Source organism: Amycolatopsis sp. NPDC051758, from assembly GCF_044453095.1.
GTDB lineage: Bacteria > Actinomycetota > Actinomycetes > Mycobacteriales > Pseudonocardiaceae > Amycolatopsis.
In genome coordinates this window covers 346,878-373,843 of record NZ_JBITCJ010000005.1, presented here as the reverse complement: position 1 = coordinate 373,843, position 26,966 = coordinate 346,878, and the positions used below count along the sequence as shown (strand labels likewise).

Genomic DNA, 26,966 nt, shown 5'->3' with positions numbered 1-26,966 from the left:
ACTGGCGCACCACCACCAGTACGTGCACGCAGAACCCGTTCAGTGATTGCGGTCGTCGCCATCGTCCAGCGCTCTTGACAGGTGCGGTAAGACGTACTCCCAGGGCAAGCGTTCCTGCTCGAGGCGCAAGTATCCGTCACCGTCGGCCAGCTGTGCGAGCGTCTCCAGTTCGGCAGCGGTGAGGGTCGGATCGGGGGCGTCGACCCTGCTGGTGGGATCTTCGACCGTCAGATCGTGGTGCCGCTCGAGGGTGCGGCGATCCATCAGGACGGACTTGATTTCCGGGTGGACGGTCCGAGCGCGAGATAGCAACGTCAGGCCCGCACGGTCCAGATCACCCCAGTACCAAACGCACGCACTGGAGATCCAAGAGAGCGCGTCGAGCGCTGAAAGGAAGTTCCCGAGCGAGTGGATGACCACCGCATTGGGCCGGTCGGGGACCGGCAGTGCCGACTCCTTGTTCTCGACGACGAGGACGTGCCGGGGGCGGAGGGGGAGCGCGGCGATCTCGCCCAGCGGGGCGCGGAGGTGGCGAAGCCCGGCTAGTGAGCGCCGGTCGTCCGGGTCGAGGAGGATGATGTCGACCTGGCGCGGCAGCGGCCGCAGTCCGAGCAGGTCAACGTCTTCGGGGGTGAGTTCGTCGTCACTTTCAGGCGACGACGGCGAAGGATCGAGGTCCAGCAAAGCCAGAACGAGCCGGCGGTGGCGCGCGAGCCATTTGGTGTGCAGGCCGCGGATCGGTACTTGACGCATGGTCAGCCCGGACTGCGGATGCTCGGCGAACCACTGCGCGGCGCGCAGTAGGAGGCCGAAATCGTGGTCGTCGAGATCGACGATTTCGGCGAGCCTGGGCTTGAGCCGGAGATGCGGCGCAACCAGCTGTGGATAACGTTGTTGCGCTCTCGCCCAGTGCGCCGCCGTCTCGGGAGAGAGGGCCGCCAAGGCATCGACGTCGTCCACCTCGACGTGGGTGTAGATGTCCTGTGTGCCGATGAGCGTGCGACGGGTCGTGCTGCGCAGCCTGGCTGTGGGGTGTTCGCTGGCCCAAGTCCGCCACGCGCGCAGCCAATCGCTCACCTTCGTTGCTTCACGCGCCGTTGTGGTGGCGTCCGGCGCCGCGAGGGGGAACGAGAATCTGTCCGGTGGTGAGACGAGCCAGTCGCGCCAGCCGCTCGAGTAACGAGTGCGGATCTGCGCGAGGATCTCCCCCGGCGAGCGCATCAAGGGACTTCCTCGCCATCGACGCTGAGAGCTTGTTCGATGGTCATCGGGTAGATCCGCACGGCCGTGGGATTGCGGGGATCGGTGTTGATGTACGCGACCGTCTCGATGTGCTCTTCGAACGCCGTCGCCTTCTCGCGCGGTGCGCCGACGATGAGCTGGAAGCCCAGCGCGCGGAGTGCGGCGAGAGCACGCCCTGTGTACTCGCTGTCGGCTTTGACGAAGCCTTCATCGAGGACGATCGAAGCGTAGATCGGTGGTGCTTCACTGCCCTCACCGAGCCTGTAGCGCAGCGCGGCCCCCAAGATAAAGGCGATCAGCTCCTGACCTTCGCCGCCACTCATCCCGGCGACGCCTTCATGGACAATTTCCGCGCCATCGGTTCGCGTCTCGATGGCGCGGAACTCCACGTGCTCTCGGGCGTCGAACGCCCGCCGCCGCCAGCCCTCGCCGTAGCGTGTGGGATCGTCGAGGCGGGCGAGGCCTTTGCGCAGCCGAACGAACGCCGCTTCGATCTCGTTGGCGTCACGGCTGACGTCTTGCAGCAGAGTGTTGCTGGTATAGCGGGTGATGAGGTCGCGGAACTCCTTGAGGTCCGTGCTGGGCCGGTCGACGGTCTCGATGGTCAGCACGGAGCCTTCGCGGAACGGGACGCCTTCGAGCACCGAGTTGATCGGGTGCAGACCGCGCCTGATCTGCCGGCCGTCCTCGTCGATCTGCACCAGCAGGCTGCGCAATTGGGTGTTCATCTCCTGATCAACCTTGCGCAGCCACTTGTGCTTCGCGCGGGGAAGGTCGTCGGTGACCAGCTGGGTGTGCAGGTCGAGGAGAGCGGGAAGGCTTTCGATGGTTTCATCCAGCTCCCGGGCCGTGCGCTCGTCGATGTTCCGGTACGCCCGGATGGTCACGAGAATCATCTGTTCGTGTGACTCGCGGTCCTTCTTGTGCTGCTCGATCTGGTGGCTGAGATCGTCTTCGGCGGTCAACCTGCTCTGTTTGATGGCGGCTATCTCGGGGCCGACTGGGGCAGCGAACGGCACCCCTGCCAGTGCAGCGCGCTCTTCGTCCGTCAGCGCTGGCTCGTCGTCGATCGTCCTGGTGGCGGTGTCTCGCACATCCACGAGCTGACCCCAGACGTCGCCGATCGCGACCAGCTTGTCTTCGAGTTTGCCGACGACGAGGCCGGTCTTGCGCATCTTTTCGTGGGCGAGGTCCAACCGTCTCCGCAGCTCGCGGATTTCCGGGGTGTCGGCGCGCTTGAGCTGTTCCTCGAGCGCGCTGATCCGCTGGAGCACGGGTGCGGTGTCGATGCGGGTCCACGCGATGCCTTCTTGCAGCACTTTCAGCCGCAGGATACTGTCGCGGCACGCGTCGCGTGCCGCGCCGGCTTGGTCGGCCTTGAGCTCGGTCGACGGAAGCTCACTCCGGAGTGAGCTGGCTTCTTCGGCGAGGTCGGCGCGCAGCTGGTGGTTGTCCCAGCCGATCCACTTGTAGGGGCTCTTTCGGTCGTTCTTCACGTACCGGTCGCGCGCACCTGTGCGCATGCCGGCGAGGGTGACGGAGCCGATGGTGCCGGGCGGCCGTGGTTCGCTCAGTGCGCTGTCGTGCTCCACGCACCAGTAGGAGAAGTGCTCGACCAGTTCGCGCACAAGCCAATCGCGATATGGCGAATCCGCGATGTCGAGCAGTGCCGGGACGGTGTTGGCGATCGGCGCGGGAACTGACCCGGGAGTCCGGACTCGAACCAGCGTGATCGCGCCTCCCATGTCGTTGTCGTTGACATGGCGGCGTACGACTGGCAAGTCCGCTTCGGCGACGGCCAGTTGCTGTGCCAGTCCACGCAGGACGCTCAGCACTGCCTGCTCCCAGCGTCGGTGCTCGGGCTTAAGCTGAAGCAGCTCACCGAGGTACGGCAGACGATCAGCGGGCAGTCGCGTGGCTCGCGCGATGCGGTTGCGCATGCCTTCCGCTTCTTCGGGGATGTTGCCGCGGCGCTGCTTGAGCTGCTCGATCTCCTTGGTCAGCTTCGCGATGCGGCGCTTCAAGAGCGCCAGATCGGCCTGTCTCTCGTGCGCTTGTCGGTCGAGCTCGGCTTGGTCGGCCGTCAACTTCGCGTGGATCTCCGCCATGCTGGCCTGGAGGAGCGTCAGATCGCCTTGAGAAGTGGGCAGCACGAGGCCGAACTCGGCGAGCTGCGCGGTCAGCTCGGCTCGGGCCTCCTCAAGGTTGTCGAGTTCTTTGCGGGCGCCTTCGAGCTGCAGCGCAAGTGTCTTGGTCGGGTCACCGCCGACGGCCGTGAGGGTGGTGATGACGTCGTCGAAGGCGTCCTTGGCTGTCTTGGCGTTCAGGCGGGCGGACTGGACCTCTTCGTCGACCTCCGCGTGCTCGATCCGGTTGGTGTCGGTTTCCCGGGCCGCCCACTCCGCCACTTTCTCCGCGTGCCAGACCTGCAGCCGGGACGGACCGCCGGTGTCCGGCTCTTGCCGCAGCCGCTGCTTGGCGACGTAATCACTTCCCGCTGTGGCGTACCGCTCCGCGAGCGCGGGCAGCTGGGCGAGCGCGTCGAACCGCTTTCGCGCGTATTCGAATTCGTCGTACAGCAGGCTCGCTTCCCGGTAGGCCGCCAGCGCCGTGTCCCACCTGCTCATCGCCAGCGGCTCGGTCAAAACGAATTCTTTGAAGAGCGCGTTGATGTTGAAGATGCCCTTGGACGCTTGGGCGCGGCGCAGGAGCTGCATGGCGAGCCGCTGAGATTCGTCGGTGCGTCCCATGGACATGGCGGTGCGCATCTTGGCGTGCATCCGGCTCTGAGACGGATCGACGACGTCTCCGCGGTCGGGGTCGACGAGGGTGCCCAGAGAGGATTTCGACAGCGGCGAAGTGCCGGCCCGCACACCGGACAAGCCGTCGAGGCCTGCCAAGTCGAAATCGTCGTGCACGAACCCGTACACCGTGTTCGTGCCGATCATCTCCGCCCCGGTCGTGTCCGGGGCCACCCAGGCGAGCCGAAACGCGGTGACCCGGGCGGCCACACCATCCGACCACGTGATCGCGGTGCCACTGGCGAAGCCGTCACTCCCCGGTGGCCTGAGGTAGGTGGTCGTCCCCGAGCGCCTGTTCTCGTCGCGGCGATGGTCGGTGTGCCCGCGGGCGTAGCTGTAGGTCGTGCGTTCGCGCTTGCGGCCCTTGTCGTCTCTGGCGGCTTGGTTGAATTCCTGCGGGTTCGGCATGATCACGGACGCCATCGCGTCGAGCAAGGTCGACTTGCCCCGGCCGGACGGGCCCAGGATGGCGGTACCGGAGCGCCCGACGTGCATGACCTGCAAGCCCGAATACGCGCCCCAGTTGAGGACTTGGACCTTCTCGATGCGGAACTGTCCGGGGACGGCTTCCGGAGTCACTCGGGTACCTCCCCCTCGGTTCGGTCGTCCGTTCGGGGCGGTTCACGCAGTTCCACGCCTTGGCGGTAGGCGTCTTCGAGCCTGATGAGTTCGTCGGCGCCGATCAGCGGGACCACAACCGGTGACACCGTGAAGAGGTAGCCGGCGTCCGGATCTGCGGTGAGCAGGCGCAACTCGGTGAGCGCGCGGATGGCGGTGTCGACGCGGCGTTCGAAGCGCGCCGTGTCGCCGTCGCCGTCCTCTCGGTAGGCGCGGAGGAACTCTTCGAGCTGTGCGCGGTTGACCACGACCGGACCGTCAGCGGCGTCGGTGTAGGCGCACTCCTGCCTGAGGAACACCAGGAGGAAAGAGGTGTCCCGAGACAGCGGCCGTTCACGCCGCAGAACCCGCGGTGCGTCCTCGGCGAGCGTCTGCCGTTTGAACGCCACTTCCAGGTCCCGGTCCACGACCAGTTCCAGGAACAGGTCGGAGAGGTGCTCACGGATTTCGTGCTCGTACGCCAGCAACGAGTCCCAAGCCTGGCGGTTCCGGGCCCGAGTGATGAAACGGGCGGTCAGTAGCGTTGTCAGGGCACGCCGGGCCGCGTCGGGAAGGCCGGCCGAGTCGTCCTCGCCGAATGCATCGAGCTCTTGGTCGGTGTTGCTTTCTTCCACGCTCATGAGTCCTCACCCGCCTCAACGGGACTGTCGAAGACGATGTGGGGGAACTCGACGTACAACGCGCGTCTCCGATCGCCACCGATGGTCACCCGCTCGCAGGCCGCGACTTCCACCCGGCCGTGGGTGACCGCCAGATCGAGCAAGGTTACGAGCGCGCCCAGCCGCTGGAACTCGGCGGGTGTCGCCTCGTACACCTCCGTCCCGGTGACGACGTGCCGGTCCTTCAGCAGGGTGTTGATGGTCCGTGACACCGCGCGGCGGCTCGTCCCGGCCGCCAGGCGCAGCGCCGCCCGGTCCAGCTCCGGCAGCGGGAGGGCGTCCTGCTGCACCTGGACCACCACCGTCTGCGGACCGAGGTCCCGCCACAGCTGAATCTGCGAGACGTCGGTGAACGCGAACACCCCGATGCCCAGGACGTCGCCGTCCAGGAACCGTGCGCCGGGGTCCTGCTCGACCCAGGTCGCTCCGGTGTGCAAGGCGCGGTCGGCGAGGCTCAGCAGGCGCCGGTGACGACCGTGCGCGGAGCGGGTCAAGAAGCGGCGCAACGAGGCAGTCCACCGCACGTAGCTCTCCTGTACACGCAGTTCGGCCGCCAGCAGCGTGGAGAACATCGTTTCCAGCTGTGCCCGCTGGTTCGCTTTTATGTGATCGTGGGCGAAGTCCTGCGCGAGGATCTGGTCGACGTCCTCCCGGATCGTGCGTGCTTGCTGGGAGGAGGCGAGCATCCGGGAGAAGCCGAGGTAGGCCAGGCCCTCGGGAGTCCTTGTCAGCAGGCCGTTCTCGTGGAGGTAGTCTTCTACCAGATCGGCCTTCGCCGGGCCGTCGGTCATCGCGTGGCGCGCGACCTTCTGGTGCCGGTCCTCGACCAGCGTGCGGAGTTGCCGGAAGTCCGCTGGCAGAGAGCGGGTCATCGCGAGGACCTCACGGAGCTGTTGCTGCATCTCGTCGAGGGTCGCCAGCCGAGCCTGGCCCGAGGCGACCGCGTCACGCCGATGCCGCAGCTCCTCGATCTGCTCGTCGATCCGGCGCACTTGGACCTCGCGATCCGGGTTGGTCATGTCGGCCAGCCGACGGACCGCGTGTGCGATGCTGCCCAACCGGGCACCCGAGACGCTACTTTCGCCTTCGACTATCTCCTTCACGATTCGCAAAGCGCGAAGCGAGTGCGGGGACAGCCGGTACCGTAACCTTCCGGAGTCTGTCTCCGTTTCGAGCCAGCGGGACTCGACCCACCTGCGGCAGTGCTCCGCCGGCGATCGGTCACCCTGCCAGTTGGGGATGCGACCGAGCGCCTCGGTGACGCGCTCGTGGAACCACTCGGCGGACACCGAACCGTCGACCGGTTCGAGGTGCTCGGCAAACAGCGGGAGAACCCAATCGCGGCTGTAGGCGTTCAGGAGCTTCAACGTCGCATTGCTCGACAGCGCGCTCCTGATCTCCTCCGGTGTCACTCCGCCAGCGTCCACGGCCTCACCTCCCGAGTCAGCTCCCGACAGTCTTGCTGACAGCACCGACAAAAATTGCCCGCTTCAACACCGGGGTCGCCGCCGCCGGCTGAGTTGTTACTCAGGGTGGCATGCCGGCTCTACTTGCTGGCGAAAGCCAGGAGACCGCCCGTCCCATCGTGGGCATGATGAACGGGCCGCAGGTGACTGTTCGGAGAACCTTGGCCTCGACTCCCTGGCCAACGTGGGCGGGCGATGCAGAGAACGGCCAGGCGCCTCTGCCGCCAACATCAATGCTCCGAACTTCGAAGGGGGCACCCCCGGCTCAAGCCGTCGGTCGGTGCTGGCACGAGCCACGGACGCGCTCCGCCGCCGTCTGCGGCCTAGCCCCATCTGACGACGATCGATCACTGGACGATCGTCAAGATAGACACTAAATCGCCCCTACTTAGGGGTAGCAAAAAAGCCCAGGTCAGTGACCTGGGCTTTGCTCCCCCGCTTGGACTCGAACCAAGAACCCTCCGGTTAACAGCCGAATGCTCTGCCAGTTGAGCTACAGGGGAATGTTGCTCACTTCCGGTGCCGGTCTCTCCGACCGACAAGAAGAACTTTAACCCATGCCCGCAACCGACTTCGCACCACCCCCCACTTGGCGCAACCGCCCCCGCCCGGGCGGTTTTCCTGGACAATGGACAGTCGGACGACCTATCGAACGGAAGGCGTGGACGCGGATGAAGAAGTTCCTGCTGGGGGCTGGCCTGGGTTACGTGCTGGGCGCCAAGGCAGGCCGGGGGCGGTACGAGCAGCTCGTGCGCACCTACCGCCGGGTCGTCGACCACCCCATGGTCCAAGGGGCCGCCGGGATCGCGCGCGCCAAGATCAGCGAGAAGACCAAGCGCTAGACCTGGGCGACGAAGAACACCCGGCGGAACTCGAACCACGTGGTCCCGTCGGCCCGGGTCGGGTACGCCTCGTCGAGACGCGGGGCCAGCTCGGCGCGGAACTGCTCCCACTCCTCGTCCGGCAGCGCCGCCCGGACCGGGCGCAACGCCGTCCCGGTGATCCATTCCAGCACCGCGCGCGGCCCGCGCAGGGGCTGCATGTACGTCGTCTCCCAGGCGTCCACACCGCAGCCGGCGTCGGCCAGGAGGTTCGCGTAGCCGAGGGGGCTCAAGACCGCGTCGTCCTCGCGCAGGACGACGTCGGCCAGGCGGGACGCCCAGGCCGGGGACGCCGCCAGTTCGCGGGTCAGCGCATGCGAAGGCGCGTTGAAGTTGCCCGGCACCTGGATCGCGACGACAGCGCCCGCCGGCAGCTCGGACACCCAGCGGCGGAGCAGGGACTCGTGGCCCGGGACCCACTGCAGGACGGCGTTCGACACCACCACGTCGGTGTCGGGCGCGGGCGTCCAGTCGCGGACGTCGAGCAACGAAGCGTCCAGACCGCGGGAGCGTGCGGATTCCACCATTTCGGGTGAACTGTCACCGCACTCCAGGACCGCGCCGGGCCAACGGTCCTTCAGGGAGACAGTCAGGTTCCCCGGGCCGCAGCCGAGGTCGACGACGCGACGCGGTGAGGCGGCGCCGATGCGGGCGATCAGGTCGTGGAACGGCCGGGCCCGCAGGTCGGCGTAGTCGAGGTACTTCTCCGGATCCCACACGGCCGCCTCCCAGCAAACAGTACGCCTGTACTGAGTACGAGCGTACTGCTACTCGGCGGGGTTGACCAGCTTCGCGGCGGCCTGCTCGGCGATGGCCGTCACCAGCTCGGCGTCGGTGCCCGGATCGGGCCGGACCTGCAGGACGCTGCCGTCGCGGCCGGGCACCTTGCGCTGCACGAACCACGCTCCGCCGGCGCCGATCTCCTGCCGGTGCCGCGACCGGATCGAGCCCTCGACGCGCAGGTAGACCTGCTTCGGCACCTTGCCCGGCGCAGCCAGCCGGAAACGCACCGGCGGCAGGTCGGCCAGAACGACGGCCGCACCGGCGGTGCTCACCTCGGCCGACTCCGTCAGCGTGAAGACGCCGTCCGCCCACGCCGCCTTGCCGATCAGGTGCCAGCCGATGCGCCGCGCGCCACCCTCGGCCGGGACCCACAGCCCGAGCTGTGTCACGACCAGGTGTCCGCCGCCCTCGACGGGGACGCTGTCGACGACGTCCTCCCCCGGCGAGAGCGAGCCGGAGAAGTCTTCGGGCGTGCGGTCGCCGAGCAACCGGCGCAGGAAACCCATGGCTCAGCCCCAGGCGCCGGCGGCGGCCTGCTCGCCCAGCGACTTCTTGTACTGCTCCAGCGCGACGAGGTCGCCGAACAGCGCGCGGTAGTCGTCCGGCGCTTCGACCGGCGACAGCCGCTGCAGCTTTCCCTTGATCTCCGCGATCTGCCGGCCGACGAGGCCCTCCTGCAGCCGCGCGAGGATCGACGAGATGTACCGGGAGTCGACTTCGTCCTTGGCCTGCAACGGTTCCACCGCCAGTTCCGACAGCACCCGCCGGACCGTCCCTTCCGGACAGTGCGGGGCGGCCGCGTCCAGCAGCGCCGGGCCGGTCAGGCCCGAACCCGCGCCGCCCGCCTTCAGCACGGCTTCGTGCACCGCGACGTACACCGGGTGCGTGAACGCTTCCAGGGGCAGCGCGTCGTACTCCGGCCCGGCGATCGCGGGCTGCTGCAGCGCGGCCTTCAGGGCCTCGCGCTGGACGGCGAACCGCGGGTCCTTCGGCGCCGGGCGGGCGATGTCGGCCTCCGGGGCCTTGACCTCGGGAGCGCCCACACGCGCGGGCTGGCGCAGCGGCGCGCCCCCGCGCTTGTCGGTCGCGCCCGCGCTGCCGCGGACCCGGTTGACCACCTGCGCGACGTCCTGCCAGCCGACCCACCAGGCGAGCTTCGACGCGTACCCGTCGCGGGCGGCGCGGTCCTTGATCGCCGCGACCATCGGCACGGTCTTCTGCAGCGCCGAGACCTGGCCGTCGACCGAGTCGAGGTCGTAGTTCTTGAGCGTGCTCCGGATGACGAACTCGAACAGCGGGGTCCGCCGCGCGACTAGGTCCTTCACCGCGCTGTCGCCCTTGGCCAGGCGCAGCTCGCACGGGTCCATGCCGTCCGGCGCGACCGCGATGTAGGTCTGGCCGGCGAACGTCTGGTCGCCTTCGAACGCCTTCAGCGCGGCCTTCTGGCCCGCTTCGTCACCGTCGAAGGTGAAGATCACTTCGCCGCGGAAGGCGTCGTCGTCCATCATCAGCCGGCGAAGCACCTTCATGTGGTCCTCGCCGAACGCCGTGCCCGATGACGCCACGGCCGTCGGCACGCCCGCAGCGTGCATCGCCATCACGTCGGTGTAGCCCTCGACCACGACGACCTGGTGCCGCTTCGCGATCTCGCGCTTGGCCAGGTCGAGGCCGAACATGACCTGGGACTTCTTGTAGATCGGCGACTCGGCGGTGTTGAGGTACTTGGCCGAGATCCGGTCGTCGTCGAACAGCCGCCGCGCGCCGAAGCCGACCACCTCGTTGCCGACGTCGCGGATCGGCCAGACGAGCCGCCGGTGGAAGCGGTCCATCGGGCCGCGCTGGCCCTCCTTGGACAGCCCCGCCGTCAGCAGCTCCTTGACCTCGAAACCACGCGTGAGCAGGTGCTTGGTCAGCTTGTCCCAGCCGCCGGGGGCGTACCCGCAGCCGAACGTCTTCGCCGCGGCGGCGTCGAAGCCGCGCTCGGACAGGAAGTCCCGCGCGGTGCGCGCCTCGTCGGTGACCAGCTGCTCGGCGTAGAACTCCTGGGCCGCGCGGTGCGCCTCGATCAGCCGGCTGCGGCTGCCGCGGTCGCGCTGGATCGTCGCGCCGCCGCCTTCGTAGGTGAGCCGGATGCCGACCCGGTCGGCCAGCCGCTCGACGGCCTCCACGAACGTGATCAGGTCGATCTTCTGGACGAACTTGATCACGTCGCCACCCTCGCCACAGCCGAAGCAGTGGAAGGTGCCGTGCGTCGGGCGGACGTTGAACGACGGGGTCTTCTCGTTGTGGAACGGGCAGAGGCCCTTCAGGCTGCCCCCACCGGCGCGGCGCAGCGCCACGTACTCCCCGACGACCTCGTCGATCCGGTTCCGCTCGCGCACCTCCGCGATGTCGCTCTCCCGAATCCGTCCTGCCACGTCACCCACTCTAGTCTTGCCGTTTGCGGCACACTCGGGGCATGGTCTCCACGCCCACCGCCCAGGACACCCTCGCCACGGAGTTCGCCGGGCACCGCGGCCACTTGATCGGGGTCGCCTACCGGCTGACCGGCACCCGCGCCGACGCCGAGGACGCGGTCCAGGAGTCGTGGCTGCGGCTGGCCGGGCTGGACGACGCCGGCCGCGCGGCGATCCGCGACCTGCGGGGCTGGCTGACCACGGTGGTCGGCCGGATCTGCCTCGACCGGCTGAAGTCGGCCGCGGCGCAGCGCGAGCGGTACGTCGGCCAGTGGCTGCCGGAGCCGGTCGTCACGCCGTTCGGGCAGCCGGTGAGCGAGGACCCGCTGGAGGTCGCGGTCCGCGACGACGGCCTGCGGATGGCCGCGCTGGTCGTCCTCGACAAGCTGACCCCGGAGCAGCGGGTCGCCTTTGTGCTGCACGACGCCTTCTCGGTGCCGTTCTCGGAGATCGCGGACGCGCTCGGCGTCTCGGTCGAGGCCGCGCGGCAGCACGCTTCGCGAGGGCGCAAGGCCCTCGCCGACGCCGACCCGCCGCCGCGCGCGCCGCTCGAGGACCAGGCGCGGATCCTCGAGAAGTTCGTCACCGCGCTGCAGCAGGGCGACATCCGGGCGATGACCGAGCTGCTGGCCCCGGACGTCGTGCTCATCGGCGACTCGAACGGCAAGGGCCGCACCACGCGCCAGCTCATCCTCGGCCCGGACAAGATCGCCCGGTTCTTCCTCGGCCTCGTGCGGAAGTACGCGCCCGGCATGGTCGAGCGCGGCGCGCCGGTGCTGGTCAACGGCGACCTGGGGATGTACCTGGCGCCGATGCCGGGCCGCGACGGCTTCCTCGCCCTCGACGAGCACGTGCAGTCGGTGAGCGTCCGCGACGGGAAGATCGTCGCGATCTACGACGTCGTCAACCCGGACAAGCTGACCCGGATCACGCGTCCCGGAGCCGGGCAGCCGTGACGCCGGCCGCGAGCGCCAGCGCGGCGAAGGCGGCGAAGTAGGCCAGCGCCCAGCCGGCGCTCAGGGGCGAGTCGGACAGGACGGCCGCGTTGCCGCCGTCCCGCCCGCCGTTGGCGCCGCCGGTGCCACTCAGGAACTTCGCCACGACGTTGAGCGGCAGCCAGCGGTGGATCGCCGGACCGGCGTCCGGGATCAGCGCGATCACGTTCTCGGCCGCCAGCGGGTAGGCGACGAGCAGCGCGACCGCGCCGCCGGTGTGCCGCACCAGCAGGCCGATGCCGACCCCGCAGACCGCGATCAACGCGAACACCGGGCCGGTCCCGGCGACGATCGTCCAGTCCGCGGCGCTGTCGAGCGCGAGGTCGGCGCCGGGCGCGACGAGCCGCGCCACCAGCCACGCCGCGAAGGCGACGACCTCGCCGAGCGCGAACGCGTACCCGGCGACAACCGCGGCCTTCGCCAGCAGCACCGGCGTCCGGCTCGGCAGGGCCTGGAAGGCGGTGCGGATCGTCCCGCTGCGGTACTCGCTCGTCACCGCCAGCGCGCCCAGGACCAGCGCGGCGACGAACCCGAACGGCGCGCCGAACTGGGTGCTCGCCACCGTCGGCGGCAGGGCCGACTCGGTGGCCGTGGCGGCAGTGAGCACGGCCGGCACCACGAGGGCGGCCAGCGCGAGGAGGGCGCACACCCAGGGGGTGGCGATGCTGAAGAGCTTGACACGTTCACTGGCGACGAGGTGCATGCCGGAACGGTCCCGCGAGCGGCCCCGGTGGCGCGTCCCACCGGGGTCCGATTCCCGGGGTCCTACGGGAGCGGGATCCGGCAGGCGTCGCCCGAGGTGAAGCCCTGGTCGACGATGCCGAGCGCGCTGTTCATCCGGGCCCGGGAGTTCTCCAGCGCGATCTGGTAGGTCAGCTCGATGACCCCGTCACGGCCGAACTCGCGCTCGAGCTCGGCGACCTGCTCGTCGGTCACGGTGACCTGGTCGGCGGACATCGCGTCGGCGTAGGCGATCGCGAGCCGCTCCGGCGGGCTGAACGCGGGTGACGTCGCGTAGTCGTCGATCTTCTTGAGCCGCTCGATGTCCAGGCCTTCGTGCTTCTGCAGCATGGTGCCGAAGTCGACGCACCACGAGCAGCCGATGCGCGTCGCGACCCGGTAGACGGCGAGCTCCCGCACGTTCGAGGGCAGCTTCTTGGACGCGCGCTCCACCATCAGCTCGTGCACGGCGTTGGCCCGCAGCAGGCCCGGGTGGTGCGCGGCGACGGCCATCGGCTCCGGCACCGCGCCGTAGCGGCGGCCCGCGATCCGGTAGAACAGCTTGAGGAACAGCCCGGCTTCGGTGGTCTTCTTCGCGGCGATGCGAGGCATTTCCGGTCTCCTTCGTCTCGGTCAGGAAGGGAACGAGACGGCGTCCGGAGACGTGACACGCGGCGAAGTGAGCCACGCCACCAGCATCGTCGTGGCCGCCGCGGCGAACACGACGGTCAGGCCCGCCGCACCCAGCCCGCCGGTCGTGGCCAGGGCGAGCCAGCCGAACACCGCGGCCCCGGCCAGCCCGCCGGCCTGCCGCGCGAAGGTCAGCGAGCCCATCGTGACGCCCATCAGCTCGCGCTTCGCCCGCGTCTGGCCCAGGACGGTGTAGGCGGACGTGCAGACGGTGAACGCGGCTCCGATCGCGAACAGCCCCGGCACGAGCAGCCAGCGGAGCCCGCCCGCGGCCACGGCGATCGCGGCGAGGCCCGCGACCCCGAGCGCGCAGCCGAGCCGGCCCCAGGCCGTCATGTCGGGTCGTTTTCGCGCCAGGGCGGCGAAAGACACCGAGAGCGCGAGCTGCCCGGCGGTCATGGCGACGAGCAGCAGACCGGTCCCGGCCGCGCCGGCGCCGAGGGCGGCGACCAGCGCGACGTAGGTGAACGTACCGTAGAGCGCGGCGCCCGCGAGGCCGTTGACCACGACCGCGCGCGCCAGGACGGCGTCCGCGAACACCTTCGGCGAGATCAGCGGGCTCGGTGTGCGCCGCTGCCGACGGACGAAGAGGATTCCCGCCGCGGCGGCGGTTCCCACCAGGATCGGCGTCCACAGTGGACTCATTGCGAGCGCGTCGACGGTGCCGAGCGCGACCACCGCGGATCCCGCGACGGTGAGCAGCACGCTGCTTCCGACGTCGAACTTCGCCTTGGCGGGACGCGGTTTTGCGGGCAGCCCGCGCAGGCCGAGCACCAGCGCGGGCACACACAGGGGCAGGTTGACCAGGAAGATCCACCGCCAGCCCGGGCCCGCCGCCAGCAGCCCGCCCAGCGGCGGCCCGCCGAGGGTGGCGGCCGCGAACACGGCCGTCTGCCAGCCCTGGCGGCGCAGCAGTTCGTCGCGTTCGAACAGCTCGCCGAGCGCGCTCATCGCCGTCACGATCAGGCCACTCCCGCCCAGCCCCTGCAGGGCGCGGGCGGCGATCAGCGAGCCGACGTCCGGTGCGGCGGCGCACCACGCCGAGGCCGCGGCGAACACGAGGACCGATCCGGCGAAGGACGTCCGGCGGCCGTACAGGTCGCCGAGCCTGCCGTGCAGCGGTGTCGCGACGGTGAGGGTCAGCAGGCCGGCCGCGGTGACCGCGACGAGCCCGGTGCGGGCGTGCAGGTCGGCGCCGATCGAGGGCAGGGCGGCGGTGACGATCAGGCCGTCGAGCTGGGCCATGGCCATGCCGAGCAGGAGGCCGGCAAAAGCGAGGTTCCGAGATGCGTGCATAAAGCACACGTTATAGTGTGCGTTATGCACGCATCAAGCCCTCTCGACGGCGGCCCGGCGCTCTTCCGCCTCGTCCGCCACTGGGCGCGCCAGTGGGCTCCGGACGTCGTCGAGCGCTTCGCGGCCGGCGCCCCACCGGCGTGGACGGTGCCGAACCTGTTCGTCATCCAGGCGATCGCCGGCACGGCGGCCGAAGAGGTGACGGTCGCCGACGTCGCGCACCAGCTGGGCATCGACCGCTCGGTGGCCAGCCGGATGGTCGGCGAAGCCGTTCGCGACGGCTTTGTGGTGCGTGCGACGTCGACCCGGGACGCACGCCGGGCGGTGCTGACGCTCACTGACGCAGCGAGGGAGTTTCTCGAGGCTTCGCGTGCCCACCAGCGTCAGGCGTTCGAGGCGCTGGTGGGCGACTGGGCGGAGGAAGACCGGGAACGGTTCGCGGGTTACCTCAGCCGGCTGGCGGACGAGGTCCTCGGCTAGCCCATCGCGTTCAGTGCTTCCCAGGCGTGCCAAGCCCGCGTGACCCCGAACTGGGCGATGAACCGCAGCGCGGCGCGGACGTCTTCCGGGGTCGCCCCGCCCCGCAGCGCGCGCCCGACGTGGATGCGGAAGGTGTCGGCCAGCGTCTGGTAGTGCACGTCGACACTCAGGCTGACCAGGCCGCGCTCGCGTTCGCTCAACGTCCCCGGCCCGTGCCCGGTCCGCATGCGGGACTGCAGGTCGAAGTACGTGGTGAAGTGCGGGTCCAGCTCGGTCAGCCGGGCGCGGACCGCGTCCGGCAGCGGGCTCGGCGCAGCGTCCGGACCGGTCGAAACCAGCGTGCCGGCCAGGGGTTCGGCGTCCGGGCGCGGGATGCCCAGCTCGGCTTCGAGCTCGGCGATCCGCTCGATGCCCGCGGTCGCCGCGTGGTAACCGCAGTCGTACGAGACGAACCGCAGCAGCTCCCGAATGTCCGAAGTGGACACTCCGGCGGCCAGTCCGGCCCGCACGTGCGCGGTGAACGCCAGGCCGAGGCTCCCCTGGCAGACATCGGCCGTGACGCACAGGAAGGTCTTCTCGCGGTCGGTCAACTCCGGGATCGCCCGGGCGAACTCCGCGGTCGCTCCGGCCATCTGCGTGAAGACGGGATCGAGGTCCGTGGACACAGCGGTGGTGGTCAAGGTTGCGCTCCCTCAGTGGATGAACGTTTGTAGCGCTACAGCTGTAGTGCGAATTAAGCTACACCTGTAGCGCAATGGGTGTCCAGCTACACTGGCCCGACCATGGACGAGACCCCCCGCCGCCGCCCCAACGCCCGGGGCCGGGGTGACCTGCTGCGCGAAGAGATCGTCACGGCCGCCGTCCGGATGCTCGACGAACTGGCCGACGACGAGGCGCTTTCGCTGCGGGCCGTCGCGCGCGAGGTGTCGATCGCGGCGACGTCGGTGTACCTGCACTTCCCGGACCGCGACGCGCTGGTCCTGGCCGCGATGCAGCGCTGCCACGAAGACCTCGTCGGCACCGGGGACGCGGCCGCCGCGGCCGCCCCGGACCCGGCGGCCGCGCTGCGCGGGCGGATCCTGGCGCAGGCCGCGTGGGCGCGCGAGCACCCCGGGCTCTACAAGGTGCTGCACGAGAGCAAGGTCCACCGGCGGCTCGGCATGCCGTTCAAGGAGGTCATGGTCGCCCGCACGGTCGAGGCGGTGCGGGCCTGCATGGCTGCCGGCCTGGCCCCCGAGGACGACGCCGCGACCGTCGCCATAGACCTGCGGACGGCCGTCAACGGCATGCTGGCGCAGCGCATCAACGAGCCCGACCTGCCCTGGCCGCCCGCGCTCGAGCAGGTCGACCGGTTCCTGGTGAAGCTGGTCGGCCTGCGGCTCTGACTTGTGCCCGGCGACTTGTGCCCGGGGCCGGAACGGGCTTGGGTGGGCCGGTATGGGCAACCAGACGGTGATCCCGCGGATGGTGGTGCGTGATCTTGTCGCCACCGTCGCGTTCCTGCGCACGGTGTTCGGCGCCACCGGCGAGGCCGAGAGCGGCCGGCCGGCCGAGATCCGCATCGGCGACTCGCTCGTGCTGGTCTCCGCCGAAGGCGAGCGTGAGCTCTTCCCCGCGTTCCTCCACGTCTACGTCCCCGACGCGGACGCGACGTACCGCCGCGCCCTCGACTGCGGCGCGACGAGCCTCGAGGAGCCGGCGAACATGCCCTACGGCGACCGGCGCGCGATGGTCCGCGACCCGTTCGGCAACGTCTTCCAGGTCGCCCACCGGCGTGGCTGACCGCGTGCCCCGGCTGCGCCAGGTCGTCCTCGACACGACGGACGCCCGCGCGCTGGCGGAGTTCTACCGGCGCCTGCTGGGCTTCTCGTACCGCCCGGGCGACGGCGACGACTGGGTGGTCCTCAACGACCCGTCCGGCGTCCCGCGGCTGGCGTTCCAGCAGGTCGAGTCGCTCCCACCGCCGACCTGGCCGGACGGCCCGCGGCCCCAGATGCTGCACCTGGACCTGACCGTGGAAACGGTCGCCGAGCTGGACGAACAGCACGAGCGCGCGAAGTCATTGGGTGCGCGGTTGCTGGCCGACCACGCGGACGATCCGGAGGAGCCGCTGCGCGTGTACGCGGACCCGGCGGGCCACCCGTTCTGCATCTTCGTCGGGTGACTTCGCCGTACCCCGAACGGATTCCGGGAATGACCGACGTGTAACGCGGTGCCGGTCGGGCCGCGACTCCGGGGGTAATCCGCCTGCGAAGGAGTCACGTGAACTCGGAATTCGGGCCGTACCGGATCGAACGGCCGATCGCGCGCGGCGGCATGGGCGAGGTCCTGCGGGCCTACGACACGCGGCTCGACCGGGTTGTCGCCTTGAAGGTGCTGCCGCCCCACCTCGCCGCGGACGAGGAGTATCGCGAACGCTTTCGCCGCGAAGCGCACTCCGCGGCCCGGCTGCGCGAGCCGCACATCGTGCCGATTCACTCGTTCGGGGAAATCGACGGCCGGCTCTACCTGGACATGCAGCTCGTCGAAGGCGAAGACCTGGCGACGCGGCTCGCCACGCGCGGGCCGATGGAACCTGCCGAAGCCGTCGACGTGGTCGGCCAGATCGCGCAGGCCCTCACCGCCGCGCACGCCGAAGGCCTGGTCCACCGGGATGTCAAGCCGTCGAACATCCTCTTGAACGGCACCGGGTTCGCCTACCTGGTGGACTTCGGGATCGCCCGGTCGCAGGAGTCGGCAACCGGGCTGACCGGCGCGGGCGCGGCGATCGGCACGCTCGACTACATGGCACCCGAACGGTTCACCGGCGCCCGGCCGGACCAGCGTGTCGACGTCTACGCCCTGGCGTGCGTGCTGTACCAGTGCCTGACCGCCACCAAACCCTTCGCCGCGGCGACAGCGGCGTCCCTGCTCAACGCCCATCTGAACCAGGCGCCGCCACGCCCGAGCCAGCTGTCCCCGGGAATTCCCGGGGCCCTCGACGGCGTGGTGGCCCGGGGAATGGCGAAGAGCCCGGACGACCGGTACCCCACCGCCACGGCTCTCGCGGCCGGCGCGAAGGCCGCGCTGGGCTCGTCGCCGACACGGAGCGGCTTCCCGGCGCCACCGGCCCCGACCCGGACCTTCACCCAGGTCGAACCGGACGCCGCACCGCGGCGCAAGACCGGTGTCGCCGTCGCGCTCACGCTCGCGCTGGTCGTCCTGCTCGGCGGAGTGGGCGCACTGATCGCGCTGCCCGCCCTGCTGTCACGGACCCCGGCCGGAACACCGACGTCGGCGCCGATGGCCGCGCCCGGCCCGGTCCGCACCACCACACCGGCGGCCGGCACCACCGTCCCGGTCGCGGTGACGACGGCGAGCGCGAGCCGGCCGTCGCCGGGTGACGTCGCCGGGTTCGTCGTCCACTACTACGGGCTGATGCCCGACACCGACGCCGGCTGGGACCTGATCGGCCCGAACCTGCGCCTGCGGACCCGGGACAGCTACGACAAGTTCTGGAGCAAGTTCAGCGGCGCCGAGGTCGTCGGCACGCCGGCGGTGGCGGGCAGCGCGGTGACCGCGCGCATCCGGCTGCACTACCGCGACGGCCGCGCGGCCGTCACCGAGACGCACGTCCTCGGGATCGCGATGGTGGACGGCCACCTGTGCATCGACGCCGATTCGGTGGGCAAGAACCGCTGAGCTACTCGCCCGTGCTGCCGTCGATGGACTCGCGGATGAGGTCGGCGTGGCCGTTGTGGCGGCAGTACTCCTCGACCATGTGCACCAGGATCCAGCGCAGGCTCGGCGTGCTGCCGTCGCGCAACGGACGTCGCGCGCGCTGGGACAGGTCGCCGTTCGCCAGCGCTTCCACCAAAGCCGCCCGCGAGCGCGCGACGGCCTCCTCCCACAGCGCCAGGAGCTGCTCCGGTGTGTCGTCCGCGGCGGAATCCCAGTCCCAGTCGGGGGTTTCCGTCCAGTCCACCGCGTCGAAAGGAGCCGCGCGCTCGCGGTCGAACAGCACCCGCGAGAACCAGTTGTCCTCGACGTAGGCCAGGTGCTTGAGCAGCCCGCCGAGCGTCACGGTGGACGGTGCGAGTGTCGCGCGCAGGCCGGCCGCGTCCAGGCCGGCGCACTTCCAGGCCACCGTCGCGCGGTGGAAGTCGAGGAACCCGACGAGGGTCGCGGCTTCGTCACCGTCGAAGGGCGGTTCGGGCCGGCCCTGTTCGTCCACTGAGGTCACGGGCGCCGACTCTACCGAAATTGTCGGTGCCCTCCACTAGGTTCGGGTCATGGCTGAATTCGTACTGGTCGCCGGCGCCTGGCTCGGCTCGTGGGCGTGGGACGACGTGGTTCCCGCGCTGCGAAAAGCTGGTCACGGCGCCCATGCCGTGACCCTGTCCGGTCTCGCCGAGCGGCATGAGGTGCCGGCCGGGCAGCAGATCCACGTCCAGGACATCGTCGACGTCGTCGAGCGCGGCGACCTGCGGGATGTCGTGGTGGTGGGGCACAGTTACTCGGGCATCCCGGCCGGGCAGGCGGCCGAGCGGATCGGCGACCGGCTGAAACGCGCGGTGTTCGTCGACTCGAACGTCCCGGCCGACGGCGAAGCGTTCGCCACGTATTGGAGCACGGAGCGCGTGACCGCCCTCAAGGACAGCGGTTTCTGGCCACCCCTGACGGCGGAAGACTACGCGGGGCAAGGACTTTCGGACGATCAGATCACCCGCATCGTCGACGGCTCGACCCCGCACCCGGCGGCGTCCCTGACCGAACCGGCGGTGCTGAGCCGGCCCCTGGGCGAACTCCCGGCCACCTACATCAAGTGCCTGCTCGACGGCGAGACCCCGAGCCCGGACGTCCTCGAGCTGCTCGCCGGCGAACGCTGGGAGCTGGTCGAGATGAACACCGGTCACTGGCCGATGTTCTCGCAGCCCGAAGAGCTGGCCCGGATCCTCGTGGCGGCCGGTTGAGCGCTCACGCCGTCAGCGCGCGGACGTCCCAGATCCACACCCCGCCGATGAACTCCGCGGGTTTCCGCAGCAGCAGCTCCACAGTGGACTTCAGCGCTTCCTGGTTCTGCCGCGGGCCCACCACGAGCACCGATGCCTTCCACTGCCGCAGATCCGCGAGGGCCTGCGTCCGGTCGGCTTCGGTGACGTCCGCCGCCTGGCCGGTTCGCTCGACCTCGGCGAACAGGTCCGACGTCGGGAGTGGCACCGCGCCGTAGCGGCCGCGGCGGTCGTCCGGTGACGTCGGGCCGACGAAGTAGCCTTCCGGCATCGGGTAACCGAGGCCGGCGTCGACCTGCCAGTGCAGCGGCTCCGCCTCGCCGGTGCTCGGCAGCGGCACCGGCACGAGCGAGCCGCCGGGGGCGACGTACTGGCGCCAGGTGCCGTCGGCGAAGAACGACGGCGACAGCGGCCGCTCGTGCGTCACCAGCTCGGTCGGCGCGATCGGGAGCAGCACCGCCACCAGCGCGCCGACCCAGATCATGCGCAGCGGGAAGCGGGGCTTGCCCTCGAGCGGCTCCGGCTGCTCGGCGGCGGCCGTCCAGACGCGGTGTGTCGCGATCGCCAGGAGCGCGCCCACCACGGGGATGCAGCCCATCGCCAGCCGGGACTCCAGCAGGGAGTCGAGCAAGGGCAGCTGCCCCAGCCACTTCCACAGCCCGGGGATCCCGGTGTCTTCGTGCGCCACCGTGATCTCGACACCCAGCGAAAGGAACGCCATCACGTACATGGTGATCGCGAGCGCCCGCGAAACCACGTCGCGCCAGAGCCAGATGGTGAGCACCACCATGAGCACGATCAGCGGCCAGCCGAAGAACGCGTTCTCCTCGGTCCGGTTCATCGACACGTCGGCGGCGGCCTCGGGCGCGCCCGCGATCGACTGCGTCGCGAAGCGCGTGAACGCCGCCGTGTCGTTGCCCGCCGGGCCGTGCAGCAGCGAATGGAAGCTCTGCGGGCCGAAGAACTGCCAGTACAGCGGGAACCCGGCGATCAGCAGCGCGACCACCGCGCCGATGCCGACCCCCTTGGCCAGCGGCGCCAGCATGCCGCGGATCTCGCCACGGCGCGGGATCAGGTACGCGACGGCGAACACGATGAACGTCAGCGCGAAGATGGCCAGCGGCTCTTCGCCCAGCAGGATCTGCCACGCGACGAGCAGCCCGAGGAAGATGCCGTTGCGCACCGGGCGTTCGCCGTGGGCGAGCTGGATCGTCTTGAGCGCGATGAACGGCAGCACGAACAGCACGACGAAGTTCGGGTGCGCGTTGCCGTGCGAGATCATCGGCGGGGCGAACCCGCAGAACGCGCCGCCGATCGCGGCCGCCGTCCGGTTCGGCACCAGGTGGCGGGAGAACACCCAGTACCAGCCGATCGCGGTGCTGGCGAGCCCGGCGGTGAGCACGATCGCCCAGGTCAGCGTCGCACCGAAGGTCAGCGTGAGCGGGGCGAGGGGGATGTTGAGGCCGAACATCGCCGCGTTCGCCGCCATGTTGACGCCGAGCGGGTAGTTCTGCAGGTCGGTGGTGAACGGGTTCTGGAAGTGCAGGACGGACTTCGCGACGACCGTCGAGTACCACTCCCACTGGCTCTGGTCGGCCGCGCCGTTCCACAGGTAGCCGCGCTTGAGGTCGAACCACAGCCCGTTGTAGAGCAGGATCGTGAAGAGCAGGTAGCCGCCGGCGATCGCGGAGTCCTGCCACGCCCAGCGCTTCGGGCCGGCGGGTGGCTCGGGGGCGGGTGGGACGAGCTCGGGCACGGCTTCGGACTTCAAGCTCACGGTTCGACCACCCTGGCGAGGAAGTAGACAGCCCCGGTGCCGGCGTGCCGGACCAGCAGCAGGAACGGCCGGTCCACCGTGACGGCAACCGGTTCGTCGACGATCATCGAGGTCAGGCGCATGGTCAGCGCGGTCGCCGCGGCGCCTTCGAAACCCTGTTCGTCCACGCGCAGGACGGCCTGGTGCAGCACCTCGGACACGGCCAGCCGCGGGTCCGGGGAGAGCCCGCTCAGGTCGGCCTCGTCGGTGAACATCGTGCGCACGCCGAGGCCGCCCAGCACCCGGGTGAGCGAGCTGGGGATGTCGAGCGAAACCTTGGGGAGCGCGAGTTCCACCGGCTTGAAGCGGATTTCGCCGAGCAGGCTCGACAGCGCGGCCTGGTCGAGCGCCGCTTCGGCCTCGGCGAGGCCGGCGTCCGGCAGCAGCACGACGGCCTGCAGTCCACCGGCCGCGGCCAGCTGCACCGCCTGCCAGCCGCCGGTGTGCGCGTAGCCCACGCTTTCGCCGAGCCACATGGTCGGCACGTCACGCGTGCCGGACGGCGCGTGGAACGGCGCGTCCGAGGTGTTGGCCTCGCGGAACGGCTTCATCCACGCGGCTTTGAGGTACAGCGCGTTGACCAGCACAGCCGCGATGTCGGCGTCGATCGAGCCCGGCGGCAGCAGCTGCGGGATCAGCCCGTGCGTCGTGCGGCTGACGTCTTCGTTGATCAGCGCGCGAGCGGCTTCGGGCTCCTTCTCGAACGGCGCGCTCGCGACGGCGGCCCCGGGCCACCCGGCGAGCTCCGCCTTGAAGGAGTCTTCGAGCGGGAGCCGCTCGTCGGCCCACAGCGTGTTCGCGACGGCCAGCTCGGGCTGTTCGGCGCCGCGAGCCTCTTCGACGAGCTGGGCGGCGTCCCGCAGCAGGGCGGTCTGCTCGGCCGGGTCGCCCAGCAGCGCAACGAGCTCCTCGCGAGTGCGGCCGCGCGCGCCCAGGGCGGCCAGCGTCAGCGCACTGGCCACCGAATACGGCGAGAAACAGGAGTTCCCGCCCTCGGCACCGAGGGCCGCGTGGACGGCGAGGGCGAACCGGAGGTGGCTGTCCGTGGCCATGCGGGCGAGACTACCGGAACGGCCGACCCCGTCGACCGGCTACGCGGAACTCCGCCCACCGGTGACAAATCCCCCACCGGATGGCCCACTGCCGGATGCTAGGAGCCCCCGAGGGTCGGCTCGCGTACCTGGACGGACGACTCGCGTACCTGGAGGGTCGGCTCGCGTACCTGGAGGGTCGGTTCGCGTACCTGGACGGACGACTCGCGGGTCAGTGCAGGCGGGTGACGTGCCAGGAGTACCAGACGTGGGCTTGGGCATCGGTGAGCGAAGCGACCTGGTCGATGACCACCCGCAGCAGGCCGGCGTCGTCGCTCGCGGCGTTCCAGGCCGGGACGAACAGCGGGTCGAGCGACTCCGGGGCCCGTCGCGCGAGCGCGTGCACCAGCTCCGCCAGCAGCTCGCGCTGGCCCTCCTGCATCGCCAGCCGGCGCCGGTCGCTCATCACGTACCGCAGGGCCAGCGCCTTCAGCAGGGCCACCTCGGCCGCGACCTGCTCCGGCACGGCGAGCCGGGCCTCGTAACGGCGAAGCGGCCCCTCGCCGAACTTCGCCCGCGTGCCGGTGACCGCGGCCGTCGTGAACCGTCCGACGAGCTCGCTGGTCAGCCGCTTCAGGGCGACCTGCGCGCCCGGTGAGCCGTCCGGCGTCGCCGATGCCAGCGCCGCCACCACCGGCAGGGCCAGCAGCTCCGTCGCCGCACCCTCCAAAGTGGACACCGACTGGCCGGAGAAGTGCTTCGCCGCGGCCTCGGCGACGGCGGCGCGCTCGTCCGGGCGGGCGAGCACGCCCAGCTTGATCCGGCCGGCCAGCACCCCGTCTTCGACGTCGTGCACCGAGTACGCGACGTCGTCGGCCCAGTCCATGATCTGCGCTTCCAGGCAGGTCTGCTCCGCCGGAGCACCTTCGCGGAACCAGGCGAACACCGGCGCGTCGTCCGCGTACACCCCGTACTTCGCCTGCCCGGGCTTGCGCTCCCACGGGTACTTCGTGGTCGCGTCGAGGCAGGCCCGGGTCAGGTTGAGCCCGGCCGTGCTGCCGTCGTCACCCAGTAGCTTCGGCTCCAGGCGGGTGAGGATGCGCACCGTCTGCGCGTTGCCTTCGAAGCCGCCGCACGCCGCGGCCACCTCGTCGAGCGCGCGTTCGCCGTTGTGCCCGAACGGCGGGTGCCCGATGTCGTGCGCCAGCCCCGCGGTGTCGGCCAGGTCCGGGTCGGCGCCCAGCTCCTCGGCGATGCCCCGGCCGATCTGCGCGACCTCCAGCGAGTGCGTCAGCCGGGTGCGCGGCACGCCGGTGACTTCGGCGCCCTCGCCCGGCCCGACCACCTGGGTCTTGCCGGCGAGCCGCCGCAGTGCGGCGGAGTGCAGCACGCGCGCCCGGTCGCGGGAAAACGCGCTGCGCCCGTCCGCGCGCGTGCCGGGCAGCGCCGCGCCCTTCGCCGGCTCCGGCAGCAGGCGGGCGGTGTCGTGCTCGGTGTAACCCTCGTCCACCCGGTCAGCTTAGGCGGGCGGACCGACAAGAACGTCAGCCGAGGAACGTGGCGAACAGGTCGTCGGCCGGTGTCTTCGTGACGCGGTAGTACAGCAGCGCGCCGGTCTCGCGGATGATGTAGCGCACCTGGGTGACGCGCTCCTGCACGATCGGCCCGCTGTGCGTCGGCGCGGTCCAGGCGTCCAGCCCCAGGTCGTCGGCCATCGTGCGGGCCCGGAAGGAGTGCCAAGGGTCGCTGACCAGCACCGCCGTGTGCCAGTCGCGGGCCTCGACCTGCTGGGCGACCGCGCGGAGGCTGCGCAGCGTGTCGCTGCCCTCCCCGACGGCCAGCGTCGCCGTCGCCGGCACGCCGCGCCGGGTGAGCCACAGCTGCCCGGCCCTCGCCTCGGTGAAGTTGTCCTCGGCCTTCTTGCCGCCCGCGGTGACGATCGTCTTCGCGACCCCCGCGTCGTAGAGCTGCTTCGCCTTGGTCAGCCGCGCCGCGTAGATGTCCGACGGCTTGCCGTTGTACTGGGCCGCGCCCAGTACCACGATGACGTCGGCCTGCGTCCGGTCGTTCTCGCGGGCGACCTGCCAGATCCGGAACGCCGTGCCGCCGACGAGCGTGAGCAGCATGAGGACCGTGCCGAAGGCGATCCGGCGTGCCCAGCTCGCGCGCGACGGTTTGGTGCGTTCAGCGGTACCCACCCGGCCCATCTTGTCAGAAGGCCACCGGCCGCTCAGAGCCAGCCGCGCTCCTCCGAGACCCGCACCGCCTCGGCCCGCGTCCGGGCGCCGGTCTTGCCGATCGCCGCGGACAGGTGGTTGCGGACGGTCCCTTCCGACAGGTGCAGCGCACGGGCGACGTCGGCGACCGTGCTGCCGTCCTTGGCCTCCCGCAGGACGTCCCGCTCGCGCCCGGTAAGCGGGCTGGCGCCGGTGGCGAGGGATTCCGCGGCCAGCGCCGGGTCCACCACCCGGAGTCCACTGTGGACCCGCCGGACGGCTTCGACGAGCTGCTCGGGCGGGGCGTCCTTGACGACGAAGCCGGCCGCGCCCGCCGCCATCGCGCGGGCCAGGTAACCGGGACGGCCGAACGTCGTGCAGATGATCACGCGGCACGACGGGAGCGCGGCCCGCAGGTCGGCCGCCGCTTCCAGGCCGTCCTTGCCCGGCATCTGCACGTCCAGCAGGGCGACGTCGGGCTTGGCCTCACGCGCGGCGGCCACCACCTCGTCGCCGGAGCCGACCTGCCCGACCACCTCGATGTCGTGCTCGAGGCCGAGCACGGTCGCCAGCGCGCCGCGCACCATGGCCTGGTCGTCGGCCAGCAACACCCGGATCAAGCGAGTCCTCCCGCGGGTTCGGCCCGCACGGCCGGGGCGGCCGCGCGCGGTTCCGGCAGCGGGATCTCCGCCCGCACCAGCAATCCTCCCCCGGGCCGGACCGACGTCCGCAACGTCCCCCCGACCGCGGCCAGCCGCTCGCCCAGCCCGCGCAGGCCGTTGCCCGCGACGACGTCGGTGGCGGTGCCGTTGTCCTCGATCTCCAGCCAGGTGTCGCCGAGGTTCACCTTCACCTGCTTCGCGCCGGAGTGCCGCAGCACGTTCGTCACGGCTTCCCGCAGCACGTAGCCGAAGGTGTTCTGGAACTCCGGCCGGACGTTGTCGACGGCGTTCGGCAGGTCGGCGTCGATCTCCGCGGCCCGCAGCGCCGCCCGGGCCCCGACCAGCTCCGCGGACAGCGACACCTCGCGGTACTCCGACACGGTCGCCCGGACGTCGGAGAGCGCACTGCGCGTCAGGCTTTCGACCTCGCGGATCTCCTGCACGGCGCGCGGGATGTCCCCCGAGCTCTCCAGCACCCGCCGGGCCAGCCCCGCCTTGACGGTGATCGTGGTGAGGCTGTGCCCGAGCAGGTCGTGCAGGTCACGGGCGACCCGCTGGCGTTCGTTCGTGACGGCGAGCGTGGCGATCTCCTCGTTGGCCAGCTGCAGCCGCCGGACCGCGCGGACCAGGCTGGACATGAAGAACATCGCCATCGTCACCGACCCGACGGTGATCAGGTCGCCGTAGTTGTCGGCGAACCGGCCGTCCAGCAGCAGGACCCCGGCCGCCAGCACCAGCGCCCCGCCGTCGAAGATCACCACCCACGCCAGCGGCAGCAGGAACACCAGGGCTGCGGTGCCGTAGAGCAGGACGAACGGGCTGGCCCCCGTCGCGGCGACCACGGCGAGCCCGAGGACGAGCATCCCCGCGCTGTAGCCGAAGCGGAACCGGCGGCTGCGCTCGAACGCCACCGGGAAGAGCGCGTAGGAGACCGCCACGCCGTAGACGAGCACCCACATCACCACGACCCAAGGGGTCACCGGATCTCTCGCCAGCAGCGACTTCGTCACCGGGATGAGGTAGGGCAGGGTGAACACGATCGACAGGAACGGCCACCGGACCTTGTCCGGCCCGCCCCCGTGCCGGCCGCGCGGCGGGTCCTCCCACCAGGTCTCCCGGTTGCCCAGCCCGAACCTCTGGTTCACGTCGTCCTCGGCCATCGC

Annotated in this window: 26 protein-coding genes and 1 tRNA gene; 8 read left to right on the top strand and 19 right to left on the bottom strand. The window is 70.6% G+C overall.

The window, feature by feature from the left end; genetic code table 11:
- Nucleotides 1-39 precede the first annotated feature (39 nt).
- The 5 genes from ACIA5G_RS25210 to ACIA5G_RS25190 form a co-directional block, all read right to left on the bottom strand.
- Nucleotides 40-1,221 (bottom strand): Wadjet anti-phage system protein JetD domain-containing protein, encoded by a 1,182-nt coding sequence (locus ACIA5G_RS25210; RefSeq protein WP_395927237.1) that lies wholly within the window; start codon nt 1,219-1,221, stop codon nt 40-42.
- Nucleotides 1,221-4,622 (bottom strand): ATP-binding protein, encoded by a 3,402-nt coding sequence (locus tag ACIA5G_RS25205; protein ID WP_395927235.1) that lies wholly within the window; start codon nt 4,620-4,622, stop codon nt 1,221-1,223. The genes ACIA5G_RS25210 and ACIA5G_RS25205 overlap by 1 nt, the downstream gene beginning before the upstream one ends.
- Entirely contained in the window at nt 4,619-5,281 is a 663-nt protein-coding gene (locus ACIA5G_RS25200; protein WP_395927233.1) for a DUF4194 domain-containing protein, read from the bottom strand. The genes ACIA5G_RS25205 and ACIA5G_RS25200 overlap by 4 nt, the downstream gene beginning before the upstream one ends.
- Nucleotides 5,278-6,732: a DUF3375 family protein gene (locus ACIA5G_RS25195; RefSeq protein ID WP_395927998.1), complete on the bottom strand. Its 1,455-nt coding sequence runs from the start codon at nt 6,730-6,732 to the stop codon at nt 5,278-5,280. The genes ACIA5G_RS25200 and ACIA5G_RS25195 overlap by 4 nt, the downstream gene beginning before the upstream one ends.
- 484 nt (nt 6,733-7,216) lie before the next feature.
- Nucleotides 7,217-7,289 (bottom strand) — tRNA-Asn (locus tag ACIA5G_RS25190).
- Nucleotides 7,290-7,457: 168 nt separating this feature from the next.
- On the opposite strand from ACIA5G_RS25190, the gene ACIA5G_RS25185 reads away from it, so the two are divergent.
- The gene (locus ACIA5G_RS25185) at nt 7,458-7,628 is read left to right on the top strand and encodes a hypothetical protein (RefSeq protein WP_395927231.1); all 171 of its coding nucleotides are present in this window, start codon (nt 7,458-7,460) and stop codon (nt 7,626-7,628) included.
- On the opposite strand, the gene ACIA5G_RS25180 is transcribed toward ACIA5G_RS25185, so the two are convergent.
- The 3 genes from ACIA5G_RS25180 to dnaG are packed head-to-tail and all read right to left on the bottom strand — an operon-like array spanning nt 7,625 to nt 10,867.
- Nucleotides 7,625-8,386 carry a trans-aconitate 2-methyltransferase gene (locus ACIA5G_RS25180; RefSeq protein ID WP_395927229.1) on the bottom strand — a complete coding sequence of 254 codons (762 nt, stop codon included), beginning with the start codon at nt 8,384-8,386 and terminating at the stop codon, nt 7,625-7,627. The genes ACIA5G_RS25185 and ACIA5G_RS25180 overlap by 4 nt on opposite strands.
- 48 nt (nt 8,387-8,434) lie before the next feature.
- Nucleotides 8,435-8,956, bottom strand: coding sequence for a hypothetical protein (locus tag ACIA5G_RS25175; RefSeq protein WP_395927227.1), 522 nt, complete (start codon nt 8,954-8,956; stop codon nt 8,435-8,437).
- A gap of 3 nt (nt 8,957-8,959) precedes the next feature.
- Nucleotides 8,960-10,867, bottom strand: coding sequence for a DNA primase (dnaG, locus tag ACIA5G_RS25170; protein ID WP_395927225.1), 1,908 nt, complete (start codon nt 10,865-10,867; stop codon nt 8,960-8,962).
- A 41-nt stretch (nt 10,868-10,908) separates the two neighbouring features.
- On the opposite strand from dnaG, the gene ACIA5G_RS25165 reads away from it, so the two are divergent.
- Nucleotides 10,909-11,862, top strand: a complete 954-nt coding sequence (locus tag ACIA5G_RS25165; protein ID WP_395927223.1) for a sigma-70 family RNA polymerase sigma factor — start codon at nt 10,909-10,911, stop codon at nt 11,860-11,862.
- Here the strand turns inward: ACIA5G_RS25165 and ACIA5G_RS25160 are convergent.
- The 3 genes from ACIA5G_RS25160 to ACIA5G_RS25150 form a co-directional block, all read right to left on the bottom strand.
- Entirely contained in the window at nt 11,834-12,604 is a 771-nt protein-coding gene (locus ACIA5G_RS25160) for a hypothetical protein (protein WP_395927221.1), read from the bottom strand. The two genes, ACIA5G_RS25165 and ACIA5G_RS25160, sit on opposite strands and share 29 nt — an antisense overlap.
- Before the next feature lie 62 nt (nt 12,605-12,666).
- On the bottom strand, nt 12,667-13,233 hold the full coding sequence (locus ACIA5G_RS25155) for a carboxymuconolactone decarboxylase family protein (RefSeq protein WP_395927219.1): 567 nt from the start codon (nt 13,231-13,233) through the stop codon (nt 12,667-12,669).
- 21 nt (nt 13,234-13,254) lie between these two features.
- Nucleotides 13,255-14,607 carry an MFS transporter gene (locus ACIA5G_RS25150; RefSeq protein WP_395927217.1) on the bottom strand — a complete coding sequence of 451 codons (1,353 nt, stop codon included), beginning with the start codon at nt 14,605-14,607 and terminating at the stop codon, nt 13,255-13,257.
- A gap of 24 nt (nt 14,608-14,631) precedes the next feature.
- Between ACIA5G_RS25150 and ACIA5G_RS25145 the strand changes: the two genes are divergently transcribed.
- A complete protein-coding gene (locus ACIA5G_RS25145) occupies nt 14,632-15,087 on the top strand; it encodes a MarR family winged helix-turn-helix transcriptional regulator (RefSeq protein ID WP_395927215.1) in 456 nt (151 codons plus the stop codon).
- Here the strand turns inward: ACIA5G_RS25145 and ACIA5G_RS25140 are convergent.
- Complete coding sequence (locus tag ACIA5G_RS25140; protein WP_395927213.1) at nt 15,084-15,767, bottom strand: carboxymuconolactone decarboxylase family protein; 684 nt, start codon at nt 15,765-15,767, stop codon at nt 15,084-15,086. The two genes, ACIA5G_RS25145 and ACIA5G_RS25140, sit on opposite strands and share 4 nt — an antisense overlap.
- Nucleotides 15,768-15,869: 102 nt before the next feature.
- Between ACIA5G_RS25140 and ACIA5G_RS25135 the strand changes: the two genes are divergently transcribed.
- The 4 genes from ACIA5G_RS25135 (at nt 15,870) to ACIA5G_RS25120 (ending at nt 18,768) form a co-directional block, all read left to right on the top strand.
- Nucleotides 15,870-16,472 carry a TetR/AcrR family transcriptional regulator gene (locus ACIA5G_RS25135; RefSeq protein WP_395927211.1) on the top strand — a complete coding sequence of 201 codons (603 nt, stop codon included), beginning with the start codon at nt 15,870-15,872 and terminating at the stop codon, nt 16,470-16,472.
- Between the two features lie 52 nt (nt 16,473-16,524).
- Nucleotides 16,525-16,869: a VOC family protein gene (locus tag ACIA5G_RS25130; RefSeq protein WP_395927209.1), complete on the top strand. Its 345-nt coding sequence runs from the start codon at nt 16,525-16,527 to the stop codon at nt 16,867-16,869.
- Nucleotides 16,862-17,251 carry a VOC family protein gene (locus tag ACIA5G_RS25125; protein ID WP_395927207.1) on the top strand — a complete coding sequence of 130 codons (390 nt, stop codon included), beginning with the start codon at nt 16,862-16,864 and terminating at the stop codon, nt 17,249-17,251. Before ACIA5G_RS25130 ends, ACIA5G_RS25125 begins: the two co-directional genes overlap by 8 nt.
- A 98-nt stretch (nt 17,252-17,349) precedes the next feature.
- Entirely contained in the window at nt 17,350-18,768 is a 1,419-nt protein-coding gene (locus ACIA5G_RS25120; RefSeq protein WP_395927205.1) for a protein kinase, read from the top strand.
- A gap of 1 nt (nt 18,769) precedes the next feature.
- Here the strand turns inward: ACIA5G_RS25120 and ACIA5G_RS25115 are convergent, their stop codons facing one another.
- Entirely contained in the window at nt 18,770-19,309 is a 540-nt protein-coding gene (locus ACIA5G_RS25115) for a DinB family protein (RefSeq protein ID WP_395927203.1), read from the bottom strand.
- A gap of 49 nt (nt 19,310-19,358) precedes the next feature.
- Here ACIA5G_RS25115 and ACIA5G_RS25110 point away from each other — a divergent pair, with 49 nt between their 5' ends.
- Nucleotides 19,359-20,039, top strand: a complete 681-nt coding sequence (locus ACIA5G_RS25110; RefSeq protein ID WP_395927201.1) for an alpha/beta fold hydrolase — start codon at nt 19,359-19,361, stop codon at nt 20,037-20,039.
- A gap of 4 nt (nt 20,040-20,043) precedes the next feature.
- Here ACIA5G_RS25110 and ACIA5G_RS25105 read toward each other — a convergent pair whose 3' ends face one another.
- The 6 genes from ACIA5G_RS25105 to ACIA5G_RS25080 form a co-directional block, all read right to left on the bottom strand.
- Complete coding sequence (locus ACIA5G_RS25105; RefSeq protein ID WP_395927199.1) at nt 20,044-21,855, bottom strand: glycosyl transferase; 1,812 nt, start codon at nt 21,853-21,855, stop codon at nt 20,044-20,046.
- Nucleotides 21,852-22,946: a serpin family protein gene (locus tag ACIA5G_RS25100; protein WP_395927197.1), complete on the bottom strand. Its 1,095-nt coding sequence runs from the start codon at nt 22,944-22,946 to the stop codon at nt 21,852-21,854. The genes ACIA5G_RS25105 and ACIA5G_RS25100 overlap by 4 nt, the downstream gene beginning before the upstream one ends.
- A gap of 211 nt (nt 22,947-23,157) precedes the next feature.
- A complete protein-coding gene (locus tag ACIA5G_RS25095; RefSeq protein WP_395927195.1) occupies nt 23,158-24,435 on the bottom strand; it encodes a deoxyguanosinetriphosphate triphosphohydrolase in 1,278 nt (425 codons plus the stop codon).
- A 34-nt stretch (nt 24,436-24,469) separates the two neighbouring features.
- Nucleotides 24,470-25,123, bottom strand: coding sequence for a YdcF family protein (locus ACIA5G_RS25090; protein ID WP_395927193.1), 654 nt, complete (start codon nt 25,121-25,123; stop codon nt 24,470-24,472).
- 32 nt (nt 25,124-25,155) lie between these two features.
- On the bottom strand, nt 25,156-25,761 hold the full coding sequence (locus ACIA5G_RS25085) for a DNA-binding response regulator (protein WP_395927191.1): 606 nt from the start codon (nt 25,759-25,761) through the stop codon (nt 25,156-25,158).
- A complete protein-coding gene (locus ACIA5G_RS25080) occupies nt 25,758-26,963 on the bottom strand; it encodes a sensor histidine kinase (RefSeq protein WP_395927189.1) in 1,206 nt (401 codons plus the stop codon). The genes ACIA5G_RS25085 and ACIA5G_RS25080 overlap by 4 nt, the downstream gene beginning before the upstream one ends.
- Nucleotides 26,964-26,966 lie beyond the last annotated feature (3 nt).